Raw genomic sequence first — 21,466 nt, forward strand, 5'->3', positions numbered from 1 at the left:
GAGGGAAGGTCCAGGGAAGGCGTCGTGCTTAGCGTCGTTCCCGTCGTCCAGACAAGCGATCACAAATCGAGCAATCGGACGGCAACCAATCAACGCTCGACCACACCAATCGATCAAGGAGATCAGCATGACCAGCACCCAAACCGGACGCCCGAACAATGGCGTCGACGTAGCCGCGTTGTTCGCCACCCTCGATGCCGTCAAGGGGCAACCCGAGATCGCACAATTTCAGTTTCGGGCCAGGAATCAATGGATCAGCGGAACCCAAAGCCGCACCATGATTCAGGGGTTCTATGGGGCCGGGCAGGAGGACGTCAGTCGCACCGAGCCTTTCGTCTTCGATGCTGACCACCCCGCGGTCTTGGTCGGAACCGGCAACGGAGCAACCGCTGTCGAGGCACTCTTGCACGCGATTGCTGCCTGCCTCACCTCCGGCATCGGCAACATCGCTGCCGCCCGCGGCATCACGCTGCACAGCGTTACCTCAACGGTCGAGGGAGATATCGATCTGCTCGGCATCCTTGGCCTGTCCGATGAGGTTCGCAATGGTTATCGCCAGCTTCGGGTCCACTTCGAGATCGAGGGCGATGCGACACCCGAAGTACTCGCCGGCATTGTCGAACAGTCTCGTCGACGCTCCGCTGTCTACGACGTATTGGTAAACGGCACCGACGTAGTCGTCGACGTGACCACACCGTCCGCGGCCTGAGCGCACCCAACCAGAAGGTAATCCCATGTACCGCACTTCTGTCGTCATCATCGGCGCCGGCCAGGCCGGGCTGGCGGTGAGCAGGTTGCTCGCTGCCGCATCGGTTGACCACGTCCTTCTCGAACGGGGACGGGTCGCGGAGAGCTGGCGATCCCAGCGCTGGGACTCATTGCGGCTGCTCACTCCGAATTGGATGACCCGGCTGCCGCAGTGGTCTTATCGCGGCACGCAGCCGACCGGTTTCATGTCGGCAGAGTCGGTGGTCACCCTGCTGGATTCCTACGCCGACTCGTTCGGTGCGCCCGTCGTGACAGGTACGGAGGTGCGCTCGGTGCGCAGCTGCTCCGAGGGCTTCCTGGTAGAGACCGATACCGCTACCTGGCGCGCCGAGGCCGTTGTCGTGGCGACGGGCCATGCCGCCGAACCGAAGGTTCCCGGTTACGCAGCCGAGCTGGACAGCTCGGTACGGCAGATCACCCCTGACCGCTATCGCAATCCGGCCGACGTCCCGGACGGTCGGGTGCTGGTAGTGGGTGCGTCGGCGACCGGCGTGCAGCTAGCCGACGAGCTTCGTGCCGCGGGTCGCGACGTCGTGCTCGCGGCGGGTCGCCACACCAGAATGCCCCGGCGGTACCGGGGGCTAGACATCATGTGGTGGCTCGACTCGATGCATCTCCTGGCGCAGCCGGCCGATCTCAGCTACGGTGCCCGGCCACCGGAGCGGTCCCTGCAACTCATTGGCGACGAGTCGGGCCGCAACGTCGACCTAGCATCGCTAGCGACGCGCGGTATCGATATCGTCGGCACCGTCGAGGGATATGCCGACGGTGCGTTGATGCTGCGCGATGATCTGGTCGAAAACCGTGCTGCTGCCGACGCAAAACTGCACCGACTCCTACAGCGCATCGATCAGTTCGCCGTGCGGGCGGGTCTGGAGACCGAACTCGAACCCGCTCATCACCCAGCCGCGACGCCCCCGGCCGTCAAACCATCGCCTCGTCGTCTGGTGGTGGGTTCCCATGCTGTCTACACGGTGATCTGGGCGACCGGATACCGGCGTCGGTATGACTGGTTGCAGCTACCCGTTCTGGATGCGGCCGGCGAGATAAGGCACATCGCTGGCCGCACCCCGGTCACCGGCCTCGCCGTCGTCGGGATGGCGTGGCAGACCCGACGCAATTCCTCGTTCATCGATGGCGTCGGCCACGACGCGAGACTGGTCGTCGATCACCTGCTCAACGACGTCCTGGGTTCCTCGCAGGCGCTACGGGAGGCGTCATGAACCGCGAGTGGGACGTGATCATCGTCGGTGCCCGCGTCGCCGGCGCCTCGACCGCCATGCTGCTTGCCCGCGCTGGGCTGCGAGTCCTGTGCCTTGATCGCTCGCGGCCGGGAAGTGACACCGTGTCAACCCATGCCCTGATGCGTGCGGGCGTGCTGCAACTTCAACGATGGGGATTACGCGAAGCGTTGTATGAAGCAGCGACCCCGCGTGTGCAGCGAACCATCTTCCACTACGCCGAGGACACGATCGCCGTGTCGATCAAACCGTCCCACGGTGTTGAGTCCCTCCTCGCCCCCCGACGCACAGTGCTGGACCCACTGCTCGTCGATCACGCCACCCGCGCCGGTGCGACTTTCCACTGGGGTTCATCGGTGATCGGATTGCACCGAGACGCTGCAGGCAATGTTGCCGGCGTGATCGTCAAGGATCGCCGCCGACCGACGTCGTGGGTCGCGCAGGCACCAATCGTGATCGGTGCCGATGGTCGCAACTCGACCGTCGCCGCTCACGTCGCGGCAGCACCGGTTGCAACTGGTCGCTATGCCAGTTCGTTTGTGTATGGGTATTGGTCGGGTCTGCCCACAGCCGGCTACGAATGGGTTTACCGGCCAAGGCTGACTGCCGGCGTCATCCCCACCAATGGCGGTCTCACCTGCGTGTTCGTGGGCGCTCGTCCCAGCGACCTCGACAGCGCCGTCCGAGACAGCGGTAGCGTGCCCGCGACCTTCGACCGGTTGGCAGCGGCAGCAGGGCTACACCCTCGCCTCGCCGCCGCAACGCAAGTCGAACCATTGCGTTTCGTGCGCGGCTTACCGGCGGGATATCTACGGCAGGCGAACGGATCCGGGTGGGCGCTGGTAGGCGACGCCGGGCACTGGCTCGACCCAATGAGCACCCATGGCATGACTGGGGCGCTACGGGACGCGACCTTGTTGGCGCAAGCACTTATCGCCGCACCGCTCGGCAGCGTCGAGATGCGCGAGTCCCTCTCGAACTACCAGGCAATGCGGGACAAACTGTCGATGCCGATGCTTCAGATCAGCGACGAGATCGCGTCCTACGAATGGGATCTTCCGCGCGTCCGATCCTTGGTGCGCAGCCTGTCATCAGCCATGACCGACGAGGTCGAAGCCCTCTCATGGGCTGAATCGGCAGCCTCGTGATTGAACTGCGGTAAATCGCGGGCCAATCAGGGCATGAAGGTCCATTATTATTGAGACCCGAAAGGCGGCAAAGTCGATGGACGTGTCGGTCACCATGTTGGGCGGATTCGCCGTCACCGTGGATGGCTTACGTCTGGACGAGCGCGAATGGTCGCGGCGCCAGGCGGCCGCGCTCGTCAAGGTGCTAGCCCTGGCGCCTCGCCATACGTTGCACCGCGAACAGGTCATGGACCGCCTCTGGCCGGAGCTGGGAGTCGACGAGGCAGCGCCGCGGTTACACAAGGCCGCGCACTTCGCTCGGCGGACACTGAACGATCCGCAGTCGCTAGTGCTAGTGGGAGAAACCGTCGCGTTCTTTCCTGAACGCATCGTTCGTGTCGACGTTTCGGACTTCGAGGCCCGGGCCCAGGTCGCGCTGACGGCGCGTGATCCGGCCGCCGCAGGAGCCGCAGCCGACCAGTACACCGGGGAGCTTCTGCCGCAGGACAGGTACGACGAGTGGACGTACGAGGACCGAGAGCGCCTGCACCTCTTGTATCTGGACCTACTCCGACTGAGCGGTCGCTGGGCAACGCTCACGACGGTCGATCCAACGGATGAAGAAGCTCATCTGAGATTGATCGCCGAGATGGAGCGCAGCGGCGATCACCGCTCGGCCTTGCGGCAGTTCGAACGGCTCGAGCGAGCTCTCCGGGCCGAGCTTGGCGTGTCGCCCAGCGCCGCAGCCGTTCAAGTACGCGCCCGGGTCAGAAACGCGCTCGCCAGCGCGGACGGTCGGATCGCGACGCCTGACCCCGATGCCTCAGAACAGCGTGCCGCCGTCGGCGAACCATCCCACCTCACCAATGGCCGCGCGGCATCCTCGAGTCGCAATAGATCGTTCCCGGCGCCGGTACTTGTCGGCAGGGAGCAGACGCGAGCTTTCCTGAACACCGTGGTCGACGTTGCCGCCTCAGCAACCGGGCGCACGCTGTTTCTGTCGGGCGCCCCCGGCGTAGGCAAGACAGCTGTGCTGGCCTGGCTCGAGCACACCGTTGCCGAACGAGGTTGGCGCATCGGCAGCGGAGTGGCAGCACATACCGAAGGGACCTGGCCTTACGCGCCTGTGCTCGAGGCGTTCGGGGATCTGTGCCGGCGTCATCCGACGCTGCTCGACGGCCTGGACGACACACTCAAAAGTGAAATCGAGAACGGACTGTCCGGACGCGAGATCGCCTGGACTGCCCAGAGCGGGCACCAGCGACTGTTCGTCGCAGCCGCTGAATTGCTCCGCCTGGCCGCTGCCGGCTCCGGAGCAATGTTGGTCATCGACGATGCACATCATCTCGATCCCGCGAGCCTGCGCCTGATCCACTACCTGGCACGAAGCAGCTTCTCAGAGCGAGTGCTGCTGGTCCTCGCGCACCGTCCCTCGGTTCCCGCCGAGTTCGTCCAGGTGCGACAAAGCCTTGACAGCCACACGGCAGCGGCTACGCACGACCTCCAGACACTGACCTACGACGACGTCGAAATTCTCATCCGGCAGACGTCACCCGCCAGCACGAATGACGTGGTGAACGCTGTGTGGGCTGCCTCCGGCGGCCTCCCGTTCTCGGTCGTGGAACTCACCCGCACCCAGTCCCGCGAGCAGTCCGCTGCCATCGCCGCGGGGCGGGCCCCGGCACCGACGCTTACGAACGAGCAGGTGCAACGTTGCGCCGCCGCCGCCATTCTCGGACTCAGCTTTGACACCGACGAGTTTCTTGCAACCGCGGGCTTGGGGGAGAGCGAGGCCTACGACCTCCTCGACAGTGCACTGAGTCAGGGTCTGCTCATCAGAACTGACACCGGTTACGAGTTTCGCCATAGCATTCTTAGGGAAACCCTGCTTGGCGAGCTCGCGCCCGCCCAAGCCCGGAAGTTGCACCGGCAGGCAGCAACCGCGTTGCAGCAGCTGAACCGCTCGCCCAGCCGGATCGCTCATCACCTTGTGCAAGCGGGAGATTACGACGCAGCGGTGCCGTGGATGCTGCGGGGTGCTGAGACCTCGGCAGCGCTGGGTGCCAATCAGGAGGCGCTCACCACCCTCGAGAACATTCGATCACGAGCCACCGGTCCTGACCTGGCCCGGCTGCTTTCACTCCGGGCTGATCTGCTCGTGGCCAGCGCCGATGCCGGAGCGGTCGACGCCTACCGGGACGCGCTGGCAATCACCACCGACGCGACCGCGCGGTTGCGATTGCGCGCTCGACTGGCACGGGCAGCGACCTTCGGCGGCGATTTGGACACCGCGACGATAGCTCTGGACGGGCTGGTTCCCGACGGCTCCGAAGGCGACACCGAATTGCTACTCGCGCGCGGAACCATCGCGGTGCTGCGCGGCGACCTTGACCTTGCCGACGAAGTCGCCACCGAGGCCCGCAAACGCCTGACGCTTGGCGGCACCGACGAATGGCAGACGTTCAATCTGATCGGGCTGCAGGGGCTCGTCGCACACAACAGAGGGGAATGGTTCGAGCGCCTCGCCGCCGAACTCAGAGCGGGAGCAGGCCGGCCGTCACTTGCGGCCGGGATCTTTGACTCACACCTCTGCGTTGCGGAATTCCTGCTCTACGGCCCCACCCCGTACCGCGAGGTCATCAAACTCGCTGACGCGCTCAAAGCCACCGCGGAGCGTTCTGGAGTCTTGCGCGCAGTCGCCTTCGCCATCGCACTACGTGGAGAAGCCGCTCTGCTCATGGGTGATCTCAGCGTCGCCGACATCGAATTGCACGAGGCGGCCGATCTGCATCGCGACATCGGCTCGCCGGCCGGCGAAGCGCACAGCCTGCAACGGCACGCCGAGGTGAAGCTCGCGCTTGGGGACCGTTCGGAAGCTATGACCCTGCTCCGCCGTGCCTTGCCGCTGGCCCGGTTCACCAGCGTCGCGCAGCACCTGCTGCAACGTATCTACGGAACGATGATTGTCGCCGCCGAAAGCCCTGCGGCAGCCAGGGCCCTGGTCGACCACGCTGAGGCGGCTCTGGGCATCAATGATCAGTGCCCGTTCTGCGAGATCATGCTGGCTCTGCCAGCGGCCCGTGCCTGCGCCGCGGTCGGCGACCTCGACGAGGCCGAACGCCACCTCAGGAGCGCGGAGGCGTCGGCGCGAATGTGGGAAGGAACCGCCTGGCAGGCCGCGATCCTGGAAACCAAGGCACACCTCGCCACAGCGGTGCACGACCTGCCCGCCGCTCTGCAGCTACAACGCGCCGCTGCGGAGCTCTTTCATGCTGCCGGCCAACCCCTTGACGCCGAACGATGCCGAGCACTTGCCGCGTCCTGAGACACGGGGCACGAGGCACGAGGCGTCGGTGGCGCAGGTAGATCAGCGGGTTGCTGAGGCGACGACGGCATCGCGCCAGACAACCGCCGTACCGTCCAGCACGGTGAGCCCGTCCTGATTTGTCACCGTGGTCGCGAGCGTGGTGACCGGTTTCGTCTCGTGTCGACCGATCACCCGAACCTCGGCGGTCAGCACGTCGCCGGGGCGAACGCCCGCCCGGAAGTTCCAATTGACATTGAGGAAAACGCTGCCAGGGCCTGGCAGATCCTCAGCGACCACAGCATTGAGTAGCCCACTGGTTACGCCGCCCTGGACGACGATACCGCCGAAACGGCTCCGAGCCGCCAGCTCCGCGTCGTAGTGCAACGGGTTTCGATCGCCGGTGATCTCCGTGAACAGTTCGATGTCGCGTGCCCGGACGCGGCGCGTGCGGCGGGCCACCTCTTGGTTTTCGTCCATGCGCCAATCGTCACCGGCTCGGCTTCCGCAGACCTTCTCCCGACCTTCCCCGCGGAACCGCGACGCAATAGCGGCCCAGGATCTGCCCGTGCTTTGGAGCAACTCCCGCCGTAGTGTCGTACACGCAGGGCATATTCTCTCAAGTGCCCGTCCAGCCTCGACTCATTGAAGGAGCGGATTCGTGAGCAGCCCCACTTACCAGGTGACCGATCCGGCAACCGGCGACGTTGTCGAGTCATTCGACCACGCCACGGACGCCGAGATCGAGCAGGTTCTCGCGGCTTCAGCGACGGCGTACGCCAGCTGGAAGGACGTGCCCATCGGCGAGCGTGCGGAGGTCGTGAAGAAGGTCGCGGCGTTGTTCGCCGAGCGCGCCGACGAGCTTGCCAAGATTGCGATGCAGGAGATGGGTAAGCCCGCACCGGAGGGCGTCGAGGAGGCTGAGTTCTGCCAGTCGATCTTCGATTACTTCGCGACCGAGGGGCCGACGCTGGCCGCCGACCAACCGATCAAGACGTTCTCCGGCGGCAAGGCCGTCGTCCAAAAGTTGCCGATCGGTCCGCTGCTGGGGATCATGCCGTGGAACTTTCCGTACTACCAGATCGCCCGCTTTGCGGCGCCCAACTTGATGCTGGGCAACACCATCATCCTCAAGCACGCCGAATCCGTCCCACGCTCAGCGCTTGCCGTCGAGAAGATCATGGTCGACGCGGGTGTGCCTGCGGGTGTCTATCAGAACGTGTTCGCCTCGCACGCCCAGATCGAGACGATCATTGCTGATCCCCGAGTTCACGGTGTCTCGCTCACCGGTTCCGAGCGGGCTGGCGCGGTCGTGGCGGCGCTGGCGGGCAAGAACCTCAAGAAGTGCGTGCTCGAACTGGGCGGCTCGGACCCGATGGTCGTGCTCGACGCCGACGATCTCGATGACGTTGTCGGCAAAGCGTGGGACTTCCGGATGTACAACACCGGCCAGGCCTGCAACTCCAACAAGCGAATGATTGTCATGGACGGGCTGTACGACGACTTTGTCGCCAAGCTGACCGAGAAGGCGCAGGCGACCGGCGAGTTCTCACCCATGTCGTCCCGGGCGGCCGCCGAGGCGCTTGCCGCCCAGGTTGACGACGCGGTCAACAAAGGCGCAACGCTGCATGCCGGGGGTGTGCTCGGTGAGGGGCCAGCCGCGTTCTACTCCCCGGCCGTGCTGACCGGTGTCACCAAAGAGATGCGCGCCTACCGCGAAGAGCTGTTCGGCCCCGTTGCTGTGGTCTACAAAGTCGAATCGGACGAGGAGGCTCTCGCGTTGGCGAACGACACCCAGTACGGGCTCGGCGGCTCGGTATTCAGCGCTGATGCCGCCCGGGCGGAGAAGATCGCTAACCGGCTCGAAGTAGGTATGTCCAACGTAAACTCGACCGCGGGCGAGGGCGCGGAGATTCCGTTCGGCGGCGTCAAGCGATCCGGCTTCGGTCGCGAGCTTGGGCCGCTCGGCATGGACGAGTTCGTCAACAAGAGGCTGCTCTACATCGCGTAGAAGCTCGCCGGCGGTAACCGCCGCGGTGACCGGCCCGGCGGGGATTGGCGGAGTTCACCAGCCGTTCACGTGCGACACGACATAGATGTCGCACGAACGGGCATGGTGGACAGTGCCGGTACGTCGAATCCCCCCGGGAGGCAGCCAATGGCAGGCACCGTTTCCTACAATGGTTCCCACAGCGTTTCCTATAGCGAGACAGACCGTGACCTCGATCTGAGGTGGTGGGCTGCGGCGAATTACCTGACCGTCGCCCAGATCTACCTCGGGTCAAATCCGTTGCTGCGCGCGCCGTTGACGGTGGCAGACATCAAGCCGCGATTGTTGGGTCATTGGGGCACCAGCCCTGGCCTGTCGATGATCTACACCTTGATGAACAGGCTGATCAGGGCGACGGACACTGATTGTATTTATGTCACCGGCCCTGGCCACGGTGGTCCGGCGCTGGTGGCCAACACCTACCTGGAAGGCACTTACAGCGAGGTCTACCCGGCGGTGTCGAGGGACGCCGAAGGCCTCGTCCGCTTGGTCCGGCAGTTCTCCACCCCGGGTGGCATCCCCAGCCATGTCAGCGTCCAGACGCCGGGCAGCATCCATGAGGGCGGCGAGCTGGGTTACGCCCTGGCGCACGCTGCGGGGGCGGCGTTTGACCACCCTGACCTGCTGGTTGCATGCGTCGTAGGCGACGGTGAGGCCGAAACCGGGCCGCTGGCGGCATCGTGGAAGATCCCGGCCTTCCTCAACGCCCGTCGCGACGGGGCCGTGTTGCCGATCCTGCATCTCAATGGTTACAAGATCTCCGGCCCGACCGTGCTTGGGCGAGCCGCCGACGCCGACGTGATCGGTCTGCTCGCATCTCAGGGCTGGGCCCCGGTCGTCGTCGCCGGTGACGACCCGGCCACCGTGTTCGCTGACCTGCATCAGGCCCTGTTCAACGCCAACGCACAGATTCGGTCCATCCAAGAAGCAGCTCGCGGCGGAACAGCGACATCGACGCCACGTTGGCCGGCGATCATCCTGCGAACGCCCAAGGGCTGGACTGGCCCGGACGTTGTGGACGGCGTGCAGGTTGAAGGCACATTCCGCGCGCACCAGGTGCCGTTGTCAGGTGTGCGAGAAAATCCAGACCATCTGCGCCTGCTCGAGGAGTGGATGCGAAGCTATCGCCCGGACGAGCTGTTCGACGAGGACGGGCGCCTGGTGCCGGAGCTTGCAGCACTGGCCCCTGAGGGCGACAAGCGCATGTCGGCATCGCCGTACGCCAACGGTGGTCGGCTGCTCAAGACGCTGGACGTGCCCGAGCTCGCGAGCTACGCCTGCGCCGTTGAACGGCCGGGCATGCTGGCGCATGAGAACACCGAGCCGCTCGGGCAACTGTTGCGCGACGTCTACGCCCGGTCGAGCGAGGGCAACGACGACGGCGGAGGGACGTTCCGCCTCTTCTGCCCGGACGAGACCGCGAGCAATCGGCTGCAGGCGGTGTTCGAGTTCACCGACCGATGCCTGCAGGCGCCGGTGCTCGACACCGACGACCATCTCTCACCCGACGGACGGGTGATGGAGGTGCTATCTGAGCATCTGTGCCAGGGCTGGCTGGAAGGCTATCTGCTATCTGGACGACACGGGTTGTTCGCCAGCTACGAAGCGTTCGCGATGGTGTCGGCGTCCATGCTCGTACAACACACGAAGTGGTTGCAGCACGCTGCCGAGCTGGAGTGGCGAGCGCCGGTGGCCTCGCTGAACGTGCTGCTCACCTCCACCTGTTGGCGCAACGACCATAACGGTTTCTCGCATCAGGGCCCGGGCCTGATCGACACCGCAATACCGTTGTCGAAGGACGTGGTGCGGATCTGGCTGCCGCCGGACGCCAACACGACGCTGTCGATCGCCCGGCACTGCTTGCAGAGTCGCGATCACGTCAACCTGATCGTCGTGGACAAACAAGCGCACCTGCAGTACCTCGACATGGTCGATGCCGAAGCACATTGCGCGGCAGGCGCGTCGGTGTGGGACTGGGCCGGCACCGAGACCGACGTAGCTGGCCATCCGGATGAGCCAGATGTCGTCCTGGCGGCGGCCGGGGACGTCCCCACGCTGGAGACGCTCGCCGCCGCCGCCCTGCTGCGCGAGCACCTGCCCTACCTTCGGGTCCGGGTCGTCAATGTCGTTGACCTCATGGCGTTACTGCCCCAATCCGAACATCCACACGGCTTCACCGACGAGAAGTTTGAGCAGCTGTTCACGGCCGAAACAGATGTGGTGTTCGCCTTTCACGGTTACCCGCGCGCAGTTCATGAGCTGCTGCACGGACGTGCGAACGCAAGCCGCTTCCATGTAAGGGGATTCTCCGAGCAGGGCACCACGACCACCCCGTTCGACATGGTCGTCCTGAACCGGATGAGCCGTTATCACCTGGTTCTCGAGGCATTGCGCCGATCGCGACGCGCACCAGAACATGGCACCGAACTCGCCGATTATTGCCAGGCTCAGCTGAGTCGACACTACGACTATGTCCGCGAGCACCTCGAAGACATGCCCGAGGTCGCGACCTGGACGTGGCCGTCGTGAGCAGTACGACCGTGCTGACGCTCAATCCCGGTTCTTCCTCTTTGAAAGCCGCGGTCTTCGACGCCGGGCTCGTCCTGTCGATCGGTGTCGAACGTCTCGCCACCGATCAGGCCAACCTGACTGTCTCGGTGGATCAGGCAGAAGAACAGCGCGCCTTCACCGGTGGAATCACCGAAGCGATCGCCGCGATCGCCGCCGAACTACGCAGCCGAGGCCTGGAACCGGACGCGGTAGGCCATCGAGTGGTACATGGTGGCCCGAAGCACTATCAGCCTACGGTAATTGACGATTCGCTACTGAATGACCTGCATGACGCCATCCCCCTTGCGCCGTTGCACCTGCCCGGCGACCTCGAAGCCATTGCGCATGCCCGCCGCACATGGCCAACGGCTGAACACATCGCCTGTTTCGACACCGGCTTTCATCACGACCTGCCCGATGTGTCTCGCCGCCTGCCAGTGCCCGAAGAGCTCGCCAACTTCGGTGTGCGCCGCTACGGATTTCATGGCCTGTCCGTCCAATCCGTGCTGCACGCCCGCCCAGACCTGGGTGGCGCCGTGATCGCCCACCTCGGCAGCGGCTGCAGCGTCACTGCCGTAGCCGACGGGAAATCGCGGCACACCACCATGTCCCTGACCCCGACCGGCGGAACCGTATCGGCCACCAGAACGGGTGACCTCGATCCTGAAATCGTCCTCTATCTCATTCAGCAACACGGCTACTCCGTCGATGGCCTGCGTGAGGTGTTCGACCATCGCTCAGGCCTAGCCGGCATCGCCGATGGGCGTCACGATGTCCGTGACTTGCTAGCTGCGGGCGCCTCAGGTGACGCCAATGCGGTTCTGGCGTTGGAGATCTTCGTCGCCAGCATCGCAGCAATGATCGCCGGCTGCGCTACCCACCTCGAACAGTGGGATTCACTCGTATTCACCGGCGGAATTGGTGAACATGCCGAAGGCGTGCGGGCACGAATCTGCGCGGCGTTGCTGCCGCTGCGGTCGGCTGCGAAGCCGCACCGCACAGCAGACGCGGTCGCGGACCTCGCCGCAACTGGCCTGCGGATCGTCGTGGTGCCGGCTGACGAAGAGGGCGTTATCGACCGGCTGACCCGCAGCTGCGTACAGGAGACAGAGACGGATAAGAATGGGACGTATGACAAAGCCGAGCGCTGACAACCCGCTGCTGATCCTGGCGATGGACCACCGCGATTCCTTCGCCCGTCAGTTCGGCGTCGAGGAGGCGCGGGCCACCTCTGAGCAGCGGGAACAGATGAGCAGCGCGAAGCGGCTGATCTACAGCGGACTGCACGCGGCCAGCGCCCAACTCGGCGCTGGCCAAGCGGGCGTTCTGGTCGACGAGGAACTGGGTTCGGCCGTACTGCGCCAAGCGCACAGCGATGGGCTGGCGCTGGCGATGCCCGTAGAGAAGAGCGGGCAGCGGCTGTTCTCGCTGGAATATGGGGCGGAGACCGCAGCGCACATCGCCGAGTTCGATCCCAGCTACGTCAAGGTTCTCGTGCGGATGAACCCGGATGACGACCCACGAGACACCCCGGACCAACTGCACGCCCTGGCCGAACTGTCCGAGCTGTTGCACAGCCTCGACCGGGCGTTCTTATACGAATTGCTGGTGCCACCGACCGATGGGCAACTGAGTCAAGCAGGCGGTCAGGAAGGTTATGACCGCGACCTGCGACCAGACCTGGTGGTGCGAGTCATCACGGCTAATCAGCAGGCCGGCGTAGAACCGACGCTGTGGAAAATTGAAGGCCTGGAGACAGCCTCTGCCGCCCGCCAGGTGGTCGAGGCCGCGAAAACCGGTGGGCGTGCGGCCGACTGCATCATCCTCGGCCGCGATGCGCCGCAAGCCACCCTCGACCATTGGTTGCAGGTCGCTGCACCCGTCGAAGGCTTCGTCGGCTTCGCCGTCGGCCGCTCGATCTGGGAAGAGCCGCTCAACGATTACCGGCGCGACAACGACGCCGACCGCCTTTCCAACGCCGTGACCGGCAACTACCTGCACTTCGCCCGCATTTACCTAGAGGCCCGCTGATCAGTCAATTCGCGACCCGGACCAGCCCGTCATCACCGAATCGTGTAACGCTCGGCACCGTATCGATGCCGAGCGTTACACAATTCGCTGGTTTTTATGGACGGAAGCCGTGAGTCAGTCCAACATCCAGTCGACAGAGTCCTTGGCAGTGGGCGCGTAGCTACAGCTCAAGCCAGTTTGGACGCTGATCCGCAGGTGCTGGCCGAGTGGCGCATCGACAGTAGCGATGCGCTCGGTCGCTGCGCTGATGGCCTTTTGTACTGCGATGCGAGCACGTTCGTTGCTGGAGCCGGCCGTTCGGCTCCGTCCGTTCAGGCCGGCCGCTCGGGCAAGCTCGTTCAGGAGTGCGTCGCGTTCGGCGCGCCTCAGTTCGAGACGCCCGACGTCGGCCCATTCTTCGGCTTCGGCGAGTTCGCGGTCGAGATCTTCGAGCCGCTGGCGATATTCGGCGAGCGCCTGCTTGTCGAGTAGCTCGCCGAGGCCGGATTCGACCACGACGCCGGTGCCTGCTCCGACCAGCTCGAGCGCCGTGACAGGCTGGCCGGGCCGGCGCAACAGCTCGCGAAGGTAGCTGAAGCCGCGTAGGGCTCGCAGGGGAACCGCGACGCTGTCTCGTCCGATTAGCCAGAGTCCTCCTGGTATCGGGTGCAGGTGGGCCGGACGCTCATCCACTCGCGAAGCAGCGTTACCAGGATTGGCAGCTGTCGGCTCCCACCGCGCCAGCCGCTGTCGCCACCACTGCGCGCCCAGACGCTCATACGTCGCCAGCGCGCGGGTGCGCAGCCGCGTCGCAGTGTCGGGATCGCCCAGAAACGCCGCGGCGCGGGCCAGGGTGTCATCGGTGACGCCGTGAAACATCACCGCGCCGGCATTGATCACCGCTCGGTCTTCATACGGCATGAGCAATCGGGCCGCGTTGGCAATCACCTCGCGGTCGGCGACGAACAGTGCCGCTTCGAGAATGCATTGCAGCGTCAACAACCAATTCACGTCTCGGGGAAGCTCGTCGAGTACCGGGCTGTGAAAGGTGTGCACGAGCGCACGGGCGCGTTCTGGTTCGCCCGCGCACGTCCACAAGAACGCTGCCTCGGCACAGATCGCGGTCGCGCCCTCTGCGAGCGCGAACGCCTCGACCTCTGCTGCACCGTCGGCGCAGACAGTCATATCGCCGGACTGGGCCGCGGAGTAGAACGCCATGGCTTTGAGCACCATCCAGGCGTCGGCGAGGGACGCCTGATCGGCCGCCGCCGAAGCGATGCTGACGAGGTGTGCCGTCGTGTCGGTGCGACCTCGCAGCAGGTCCAGCATCAGTCGCCGCGACGCGGCAAAGAACAGGGCTCGCGGTGATTCTTCGCCGAGGCGTTCCAGGGCGCGCATCTGCCGGTGGATCGCCTGGAGGTCGAGCGTCTCGCAGGCAACCTGCAGGCCCCACAGATGCGCCCGCAGCCGAGCTTCGGGATCGAGCACGTGCGCGGCGACGTCGTCGAGCCGAACGGTGAGGGTGCGCCGGACGCCGAGGTCATCAGGGCCCCACCGCGCGGCGAGTGCGGCGTCGAGGCAGTCGGCCAGCAACTCGGGGGAGTCCGCGCGTTGTGCACGCTCCAGCGCCTCGTCAGCGAATTGGACGGCGCGGCTGGAGTGCCCGGCGTAGGCCCAGCAACGAGCGAGCGCCGCCCCGAGCCGAGCGCGGGTGGCGTCGTCGGTCGTCCGGACGAGCACGTCATACAGCTGAGCCGGCAGCTTGCCGGGCTCGGCGCCGAACAGGTAGACCGAGGCCGCGCCGAGCACCGCCCGAGTCCAGCCGTCGAGGTCGTCCGCGCTGCGGCAGCGCGTCGCAGCGGCGTCGTACAGGCGTGCCGCCGTATCCCCCCGACCGGCCGCGCGTTCGACATCGGCCTGGTCGAGGAGATCACGCACACTGGACGGGTGCGTCACCACACCTCATCTTAGGGTTCTCGGTGGCTTTCAGCACCGATTCAGGGACGAATGAGGTGGACGGCGGCGGCATGTTCGCGTTGTTTCGCCTCGTCCCAGTCACCGGTGCAGAAGATCGACAGCTCGACGATGGTGTCGCCGACCAGATCGGCGCGGATCATTTCTCGGCAGTACCACCGCTGGCCCTCGTTGCTCCAGCGTTCCTCGAATTCGATGGTGAATCCGTGCTCGGTCTGCTCCACCCTTTCCACCCGCACTTGCCCGGGGAACGGGTGACCGGCGACCCGCTCGGCGATGATGTCTTCGGCGGTCGCGGTCTGGATTCGCCAATGCGGCAAAGAAAGATCGGCGAAGAGGTCGGGCGCGAACAGCCCGTCGGGAATCGTCCCCGTCTCCAGGAACCGGATCAGGTTCGCGACCGCCACGCTGCTGTCCGGGCGCACGAGCACCGGGCTGGCGCTCGCGGTCTTCGCTGCGGCGCTCATGCCTGGGCTCCTGCTCCGGCCAGGTTGCGCTGCACGACAGACATCGTCGCCTCCAGCTCGGCTGTCGGGCTGAACTCCACGATGCTGGTGCCGGCGGTAAGAAGTGGCAGGTGCCCGGGCGGAGCGTAGTAGGCGTCGCCGGCCACGTAGGTCTCCTCGTGATCGTGCCAGCGGAACGTGACCTGGCCCTCGGTCACCACGCCCCAGTGCACACACTGGCATCGATCCTCAGGCAGCCCGACGAAGTAGGGCGCCGGGTCGACGTCCTGCTTGAAGGTCTCGAAGCTGACCGTGTAGTTGTCGAGAGGGGCGTAGCGACCCTCGATTTGTTCCTCGTCGACCTCGACCGGGGTCGACATTCGATTCGCACTGGGCATGGTGTCCTCCATCGATAGGTGAGCTGACACCCCTCAGGCGTGACATCTTGCGGAACACCGTGACGACCGGCTTCACGACCCTGGTTGCCGTGATCGCTTGACCCTCACGCGACGTCAGAGTGTTCGGTGCAGTCGTGGATAAAACGAACGCATTTGCAGCTGCTATCGGCGGGGTCGTCCGGCGGCTGTGGCCAGTACCGATCTGCATGCGCAAATGGTTGCTCAGGTCCTGTGCTGGACACCCGGTTTACGTCTGGCTGCTGTGGGGCTCGGCCGCGATCGTCATGCTGACGTGCCCGATGCTCCTGGCCGATCCGGTGATGCTGGCCCTAGCTTTGGATCCGGAGTTGCTGGCCTTGATCGTCGTCGTTGGCGCTCGGTATAGCCATCTTCAGTTGCTGCAGGGCGCTTTGATCGTCCGTCGAGGAAAGGCGGGTTACTCCGCCGTTCCCCGTGCGCTCAAGCATTGCATCCGAGAATGAGGAAGCTAGTGTGCTGTTCGGCGTGGCCTACGGCCACGGTTTGAGCTCTTGGACGAATCCCTGCTGGCGTAGGCGAATCGATGCGGCGGGAAAGGTCTGCGACACAAGCTCGACGACCGTGCCGTCCGGATCCTTGAGGAAACCGATCTTCTGAGCCTCGGTGTCGAGCGAGGCTCCGCCTTCGAGAGTGGACTCGCGGATGTCGTCATAGCCCAGCGCCCGCAGCCGTGCGACCACTTCGTCATAGTTGCATTGAAAACCGAGCAAGAACGGGCCTCGGAAGGGTGGGCCGACCGGTACGGGCTCGTCCGAGGTCGCCCTGAATTCCACAAGTTCGACGAGGGTCACGCCGATATCTTGTGGGTCGGCAAGGTGAGCTTGGCGCTGCCGATGGCCATCGGTTACTCCCATCAAGGGGGCAAACGGTGATTGGAATTCGTTATTCGAGATGACGACCAGCCCGATCCCATCGCGATAGAACTCGAGACTCCTTTCGAGGCTGCTGCAGGCGATAGCGGAATTGATGAGCCTGCTCATGGTGCGGTGGCGGCTTGCTGACCAGCCTGAGTGTTCTTGTTGTTGTCCATCGGCGAATGGTTCCACGATCGGTGCTGGGTAGTCCAGAGGTGAGACGATGCAGGATCAGAAGGACGTTCGTGACCTCAAGGAGCGCAAGCCATGTTCGAGTTGCTGGTCAGCGGTGACGCAGTCGTACCCGATCACGACGCCGCGCTGCGGCAGTGCCAGCAAGAGTGGCTGCTGCCCGATCAGCGGCCGCAATGGACTGTGGAATCCCCGGCTCTTGGTGCCAAGTGGACGTTTGCGAGAGTGCAGGCAGACCGCAGGGCGGCGCCAACTGCCCTGGAGGTACTGGGTGTTCCCTTCAAGGCGCCCGCACCAGCTGAGCGTGGCGTGGGTTATGCATTCATCCCCGAAATCGCCGCAGCACAGGGCACACGGCCCTCGCGAACTCACTCGACGGTGCTCTCGACCACGGATCTGGACGCTGTCGCTGCCCGTCTGGCCGCGGCGGGTGCGAAGTTCCGTCTGGATCAGCCGGACGGGATCTTCCCCTTTCCGCGCCTTTGGGTTGGGTTCTCGCCCTCCGGCGGTGAGCTCTATGACCCAAGCGCTGATGCTGGTCTGCATCTAGAAGTCATACCGCACGAGCCCTTGCTAATGCCCGCCCTCGATGCCGAATTCGTTCCGCCGCTGCCGGCACGCGGGCTGCCGGTCAACGTTGTCGCCCGCACGATCGTGTTGCCTGATGTGAATGCGGCATTGCACACCCTCGATGCCAACCTCGGGTGGCGTCCGAGCAGCGACGCGACAGCCCCGGACGGGACGAGGCGGGCACGATTCGCCTTTCCTTACCCGCGTAGTGCCGCGCTCGAGCTCGTCGAACCCGCTTTTGGCAGCGCTGAAGCCGATTTTCTCGACCAATGGGGCCCTGGACCGTTCAGCAGCCGGATTGCCGTCCGCGACCTCGATGCCCTGGAAGAGCGACTGGCCGTCGCCGGCATTCGTTGTACCTACCTACCTGCGGCTCAGCCGGGCGAACCGAAGCGGCTGCTCCGTCCCGCGGAGTGGAGGTTGGGCACCGCCCTGGAATTCGTCGAGAGCGCCGACACGTGAGGCGCGACCCGTTGCGCCGAGGTTGGCGCGCAAAGCCGATGCTACAAAGCCGATCCTGCAAAGCCGATCCTGCAAAGCCGATCCTGCAAAGCCGAACCTGAAAGGATGAAACGCATGGCAACCAACATCATTCCGGAAAGTCACCGCGATCTTGTCACCTCGACGACTGTTGCCCTGTCCACGATCAACGACGACGGCAGCATTCAGACCACAGCGGTCTGGATGCTTCTGGATGACGACGGATTGCTTCGTACGTCACTGTCCACGAACCGCGTGAAGTATCGCAACCTTGTCGCCCGGCCGCTCGCGACGATCTTTTCCCTTTCCCCGACCAACCCGTTTCACACCCTTGAGGTAAGGGCAAACGTTGAGATCGCGTATGACGATGCCGAGCGCACCTTCATGGCGAAGCTCATCGCTATGTATGGGCAGACCCTCGAATCAATGGCTGAGCAAGCTGCCGAAGAACGCGTTGTCGTCACGTTCCAGCCGATCCGTATTCGCGCCCAGGGCTGAGGCTGAGGCTCGAACTCACGTCCGGGCGTGCTGATCTAAGGTTCAGATGATCACAGTGGTAAATCGTGCGCGCCGTCAGGAGAAAACATGCTTCGCCTCGGACTACACTTCGCCAGCGTCAGCTATGACCTTGGCTCTCATGAGCTGTTCTCACACCTCGTCTCTGTCGCGCAGGCGGCGGACGCCAGTGGGTTCGACTCCATCTGGGTTCCGGACCATATGCTGCAGGGCGCTATCGGCGGAGGCCCGAACTCGCCCATGCTTGAGGCTTACACAGTGTTGGGTGGACTCGCCGTCGCTACCAACAAGGTGAGCGTCGGTGCGTTGGTCTCGCCGGTGACCTTTCGCCAGCCGTCCTTGTTGGCCAAGGCCGTCACGACATTGGACATCGTCTCCGGTGGCCGCGCGGTGCTCGGTATGGGCGCCGCTTGGGACGCGGGCGAGCACACCGCTTACGGACTTGACTTTCCCTCTATGACGGAGCGTCAGGACCGCCTCGAAGAGGCCGTGCAAATCTGTCGATTGCTGCTGACCGAGCCAGTTGCTTCTTTCTCTGGAAAGTATTTCTCGATTACTGATGCCATCGCGGCACCGCGGCCCGTCCAGGCCAGACTGCCGATCTTGGTCGCAGGCGGCGGAGAGAAGCGGACCTTACGGACTGTCGCGCGCTACGCCGATGCGTGCAACGTATCCGGCACCGCGGAGCAGATCCGTCACAAGCTGAGTGTATTGGATGATCACTGTTCGACCGTGGGTCGCAACCGGGCCGACATCGTTGCGACCTGCGTTGTCCAACCGCCCTCGAGCGTGGACGAGCTCCTGACGGCTGTGGGGGAGCGGCTCGAGGCTGGTATCGACGGGATCATCCTGTTGGCCAGCAACACCCCGGACGCCGAAACGGTCACTTCATGGGGCCACGCCCTCACCGGGTTATGGTCATAGGCATGACAGCCCCAGTGGTTTCAAAGGTAGACGCAGGCGAACGGATGGTCAGCCGTCAAGTGGTGGTACCGGCGCCTGCCGCGGACGTGTTCGCGCTGATTGCCAATCCGCACCGGCACCCTGAACTGGATGGGTCGGGTACGTTGCGGCAAAGTCCCGTGTCCGGACCCGAGCGACTGAGTGAGGGCGCGAAGTTCACCGTCGCGATGAAGCAGTACGGTTTTCCTTACAAGATCACGTCAACGGTCACGGCCTTTGCCGACAACCAACTCATCGAATGGCAGCACCCGATGGGCCATCGGTGGCGCTGGGAGTTGAGCGAGAGCGAGCCGGGCGTCACCCAGGTTACGGAGACGTTTGACTACAGCACGGCCAAAGCCCCCAAGGTGCTGGAGCTGATGGGCCTACCTAGCAAAAACGCAGTTGGCATAACCTCGACGCTGCAAGCCCTGGCCAGCCGTTTCGCCTGACGACACCGATCGACGGCTGGCATACTCGGATCGATGTAGCATACGGGCTGGACTCTTGACCTTGCTCCTTCGCTGTGCCACGCTCTGCTCATTTGCATCGTCGCTGTATGCCTTTAGGGGGACGGGGCCATGAGCGCAGGACGAGCGGTTGAATCATCGAAACGTGTCGGGCCATGGATGGGCATTGTTTTCGTCGTGCTATTCGTAGTTGGGTTTCTTATCTTCACTACGCCCGATAGCAATAAGAACACCCAGAAGTGGGATCAGTGGTGGACCGATAGCAGCCATCGTACGGCGGCGATCATCGGCGCGTATCTGATGGTGTTGGGCTGCCTGGCGTTCGTCTGGTTCGTCGTCGATCTAGGCCAGCGCTTCGCGTCACGGGGCTTACTGCCGATTGCCTTTGGCACGATGTTCGCCGGCCTCGGGATTGTCTCGGCCTCGATTCGAGTCGCGATCGCCGGTGGCAAACAGTTCGGCGATCTGGCCGTCCAGCCAGGGGGATTCTCCGCTGAACTCGACAATGTCGGGTTCGCGATCTTGCTGCTTTCGGGTGCACTGGCGGCCGGAGCGTTCACCGGGACTGCGTCCTATCTCGCGTATCAGGACGGGACACTACCGAGCTGGTTGGCAATCGCGGGCTTCGTGGTCGCCGTGCTTCAGTTGCTCGGCACGCTGTTCTTTCCGTTCGCTCTGTTCGTGATCTGGGTACTGGTCGCTTCGATCGTCCTGCTCCGTCGATCTCCGGCCGACGGGCCGGGTGGGCCGGCTGGGCCCATTGCCTGATTGCGGTTGCCTGGCTGCGGCTGCCTGACTGCACGGCTCAGCTGACGATGCTCAGCGCCGCCGCGACGAGGTAGCCGAATACCGTGTAGAGGCCGACCCGCTTGCCGCCGTGCTCGAACGCCTCGGGCATCATCGAGTTGGCCAACATGGTCAGCACGGCACCGGCGGCGAATGCCTGTGAGTAGAGCCCCTGCACGTGTGCGGAGTGAGCGAGTAAGTAACCCGATGCTGCGATCAACGCGCACGCAGCCGTGAGTGCCGTCCACATCCAGGTGATCCGCCGATCGGTGTAACCGGTGTCTTTCAGGCTTGTCGTGCCCGCGATCCCCTGTGGAATATTGGAGACGAACACGGCCGCGACGAACGCGACACTGATCCCACCGCCGAGCTCGAGGGTGATTCCGAGAACGAATGCCTCGGGGATGCCGTCGAGCAGCGCACCTAGGAACATCGCTGCACCCGAGCTGCTCGGACTCGCTGGGTCGACTGACTGGCGATCCGCGCCGCCGTTCGTGTCGACCAACCGGTCCGCGATGAAGTAGGTGAGGGCGCCGAGTGCGAATCCGACACCGATACCGAGGCCATGCTTCAGGGTCGACTCGGGGATCAGCTCGTACGCCACGGCGCTGATCATCGTCCCGGCGCCGAAGCCCATCACTTCACCAGTCGCACGATAGGAGTGCCGCATTGGACCTGCCAGGGCCTGGCCGATGTACAGGGACGCCGACGAGAACGCGCCCCACCCCAGCGCCGCCCACACGCTCATG

The 21,466-nt window shown here is 64.5% G+C and carries 20 protein-coding genes; 14 read left to right on the plus strand and 6 right to left on the minus strand.

What is annotated here, in order from left to right:
* Window positions 1-127 precede the first annotated feature (127 nt).
* The 4 genes from ACSMXN_RS07815 to ACSMXN_RS07830 all read left to right on the plus strand — a co-directional run bounded on the left by ACSMXN_RS07815 (window position 128) and on the right by ACSMXN_RS07830 (window position 6,461).
* Complete coding sequence (locus ACSMXN_RS07815) at window positions 128-709, plus strand: OsmC family protein (RefSeq protein WP_022911283.1); 582 nt, start codon at window positions 128-130, stop codon at window positions 707-709.
* A 25-nt stretch (window positions 710-734) separates the two neighbouring features.
* Window positions 735-1,991, plus strand: coding sequence for an NAD(P)-binding domain-containing protein (locus ACSMXN_RS07820; protein ID WP_022911284.1), 1,257 nt, complete (start codon window positions 735-737; stop codon window positions 1,989-1,991).
* Window positions 1,988-3,157, plus strand: a complete 1,170-nt coding sequence (locus ACSMXN_RS07825; RefSeq protein WP_022911285.1) for an NAD(P)/FAD-dependent oxidoreductase — start codon at window positions 1,988-1,990, stop codon at window positions 3,155-3,157. The genes ACSMXN_RS07820 and ACSMXN_RS07825 overlap by 4 nt, the downstream gene beginning before the upstream one ends.
* A gap of 76 nt (window positions 3,158-3,233) precedes the next feature.
* Window positions 3,234-6,461, plus strand: coding sequence for an AAA family ATPase (locus tag ACSMXN_RS07830; protein ID WP_022911286.1), 3,228 nt, complete (start codon window positions 3,234-3,236; stop codon window positions 6,459-6,461).
* Between the two features lie 42 nt (window positions 6,462-6,503).
* On the opposite strand, the gene ACSMXN_RS07835 is transcribed toward ACSMXN_RS07830, so the two are convergent.
* On the minus strand, window positions 6,504-6,920 hold the full coding sequence (locus ACSMXN_RS07835; RefSeq protein WP_022911287.1) for a MaoC family dehydratase: 417 nt from the start codon (window positions 6,918-6,920) through the stop codon (window positions 6,504-6,506).
* Between the two features lie 181 nt (window positions 6,921-7,101).
* Between ACSMXN_RS07835 and ACSMXN_RS07840 the strand changes: the two genes are divergently transcribed.
* From ACSMXN_RS07840 to ACSMXN_RS07855, 4 genes are all read left to right on the plus strand, one after another.
* Window positions 7,102-8,451 carry an NAD-dependent succinate-semialdehyde dehydrogenase gene (locus ACSMXN_RS07840; RefSeq protein WP_022911288.1) on the plus strand — a complete coding sequence of 450 codons (1,350 nt, stop codon included), beginning with the start codon at window positions 7,102-7,104 and terminating at the stop codon, window positions 8,449-8,451.
* Window positions 8,452-8,598: 147 nt separating this feature from the next.
* Window positions 8,599-11,019, plus strand: coding sequence for a phosphoketolase family protein (locus tag ACSMXN_RS07845; RefSeq protein ID WP_022911289.1), 2,421 nt, complete (start codon window positions 8,599-8,601; stop codon window positions 11,017-11,019).
* Window positions 11,016-12,191 carry an acetate and sugar kinases/Hsc70/actin family protein gene (locus tag ACSMXN_RS07850; protein WP_196811111.1) on the plus strand — a complete coding sequence of 392 codons (1,176 nt, stop codon included), beginning with the start codon at window positions 11,016-11,018 and terminating at the stop codon, window positions 12,189-12,191. Before ACSMXN_RS07845 ends, ACSMXN_RS07850 begins: the two co-directional genes overlap by 4 nt.
* On the plus strand, window positions 12,172-13,071 hold the full coding sequence (locus ACSMXN_RS07855; protein WP_022911291.1) for a 2-deoxy-5-keto-D-gluconate 6-phosphate aldolase domain-containing protein: 900 nt from the start codon (window positions 12,172-12,174) through the stop codon (window positions 13,069-13,071). The genes ACSMXN_RS07850 and ACSMXN_RS07855 overlap by 20 nt, the downstream gene beginning before the upstream one ends.
* Window positions 13,072-13,185: 114 nt before the next feature.
* Here the strand turns inward: ACSMXN_RS07855 and ACSMXN_RS07860 are convergent, their stop codons facing one another.
* Genes ACSMXN_RS07860 through ACSMXN_RS07870 form a run of 3 tightly spaced genes read right to left on the minus strand, consistent with a single transcriptional unit; the run spans window position 13,186 to window position 15,868 of the window.
* Window positions 13,186-15,006, minus strand: coding sequence for a hypothetical protein (locus ACSMXN_RS07860; RefSeq protein WP_155958195.1), 1,821 nt, complete (start codon window positions 15,004-15,006; stop codon window positions 13,186-13,188).
* Between the two features lie 41 nt (window positions 15,007-15,047).
* Window positions 15,048-15,491 (minus strand): hypothetical protein, encoded by a 444-nt coding sequence (locus ACSMXN_RS07865; RefSeq protein ID WP_022911293.1) that lies wholly within the window; start codon window positions 15,489-15,491, stop codon window positions 15,048-15,050.
* A complete protein-coding gene (locus tag ACSMXN_RS07870) occupies window positions 15,488-15,868 on the minus strand; it encodes a hypothetical protein (protein ID WP_022911294.1) in 381 nt (126 codons plus the stop codon). The genes ACSMXN_RS07865 and ACSMXN_RS07870 overlap by 4 nt, the downstream gene beginning before the upstream one ends.
* Before the next feature lie 134 nt (window positions 15,869-16,002).
* Between ACSMXN_RS07870 and ACSMXN_RS07875 the strand changes: the two genes are divergently transcribed.
* Window positions 16,003-16,350 carry a hypothetical protein gene (locus ACSMXN_RS07875; protein WP_155958196.1) on the plus strand — a complete coding sequence of 116 codons (348 nt, stop codon included), beginning with the start codon at window positions 16,003-16,005 and terminating at the stop codon, window positions 16,348-16,350.
* A gap of 27 nt (window positions 16,351-16,377) precedes the next feature.
* On the opposite strand, the gene ACSMXN_RS07880 is transcribed toward ACSMXN_RS07875, so the two are convergent.
* Window positions 16,378-16,887 (minus strand): VOC family protein, encoded by a 510-nt coding sequence (locus ACSMXN_RS07880; protein WP_155958197.1) that lies wholly within the window; start codon window positions 16,885-16,887, stop codon window positions 16,378-16,380.
* A 141-nt stretch (window positions 16,888-17,028) separates the two neighbouring features.
* Between ACSMXN_RS07880 and ACSMXN_RS07885 the strand changes: the two genes are divergently transcribed.
* The 5 genes from ACSMXN_RS07885 (at window position 17,029) to ACSMXN_RS07905 (ending at window position 20,699) form a co-directional block, all read left to right on the plus strand.
* Window positions 17,029-17,985, plus strand: coding sequence for a glyoxalase (locus ACSMXN_RS07885; RefSeq protein ID WP_022911297.1), 957 nt, complete (start codon window positions 17,029-17,031; stop codon window positions 17,983-17,985).
* Window positions 17,986-18,099: 114 nt separating this feature from the next.
* Window positions 18,100-18,501 carry a TIGR03618 family F420-dependent PPOX class oxidoreductase gene (locus tag ACSMXN_RS07890; protein WP_022911298.1) on the plus strand — a complete coding sequence of 134 codons (402 nt, stop codon included), beginning with the start codon at window positions 18,100-18,102 and terminating at the stop codon, window positions 18,499-18,501.
* An 87-nt stretch (window positions 18,502-18,588) separates the two neighbouring features.
* Window positions 18,589-19,443 carry a TIGR03560 family F420-dependent LLM class oxidoreductase gene (locus tag ACSMXN_RS07895; protein ID WP_022911299.1) on the plus strand — a complete coding sequence of 285 codons (855 nt, stop codon included), beginning with the start codon at window positions 18,589-18,591 and terminating at the stop codon, window positions 19,441-19,443.
* Window positions 19,444-19,445: 2 nt separating this feature from the next.
* A complete protein-coding gene (locus ACSMXN_RS07900) occupies window positions 19,446-19,913 on the plus strand; it encodes an SRPBCC family protein (RefSeq protein ID WP_027138931.1) in 468 nt (155 codons plus the stop codon).
* Window positions 19,914-20,042: 129 nt separating this feature from the next.
* Window positions 20,043-20,699 (plus strand): hypothetical protein, encoded by a 657-nt coding sequence (locus ACSMXN_RS07905; protein ID WP_155958198.1) that lies wholly within the window; start codon window positions 20,043-20,045, stop codon window positions 20,697-20,699.
* 37 nt (window positions 20,700-20,736) lie between these two features.
* Here ACSMXN_RS07905 and ACSMXN_RS07910 read toward each other — a convergent pair whose 3' ends face one another.
* A complete protein-coding gene (locus ACSMXN_RS07910; RefSeq protein WP_022911302.1) occupies window positions 20,737-21,465 on the minus strand; it encodes a ZIP family zinc transporter in 729 nt (242 codons plus the stop codon).
* Between the last annotated feature and the right edge of the window lies 1 nt (window position 21,466).

The sequence above is a fragment of the Parajatrophihabitans canadensis genome (genome assembly GCF_053764775.1).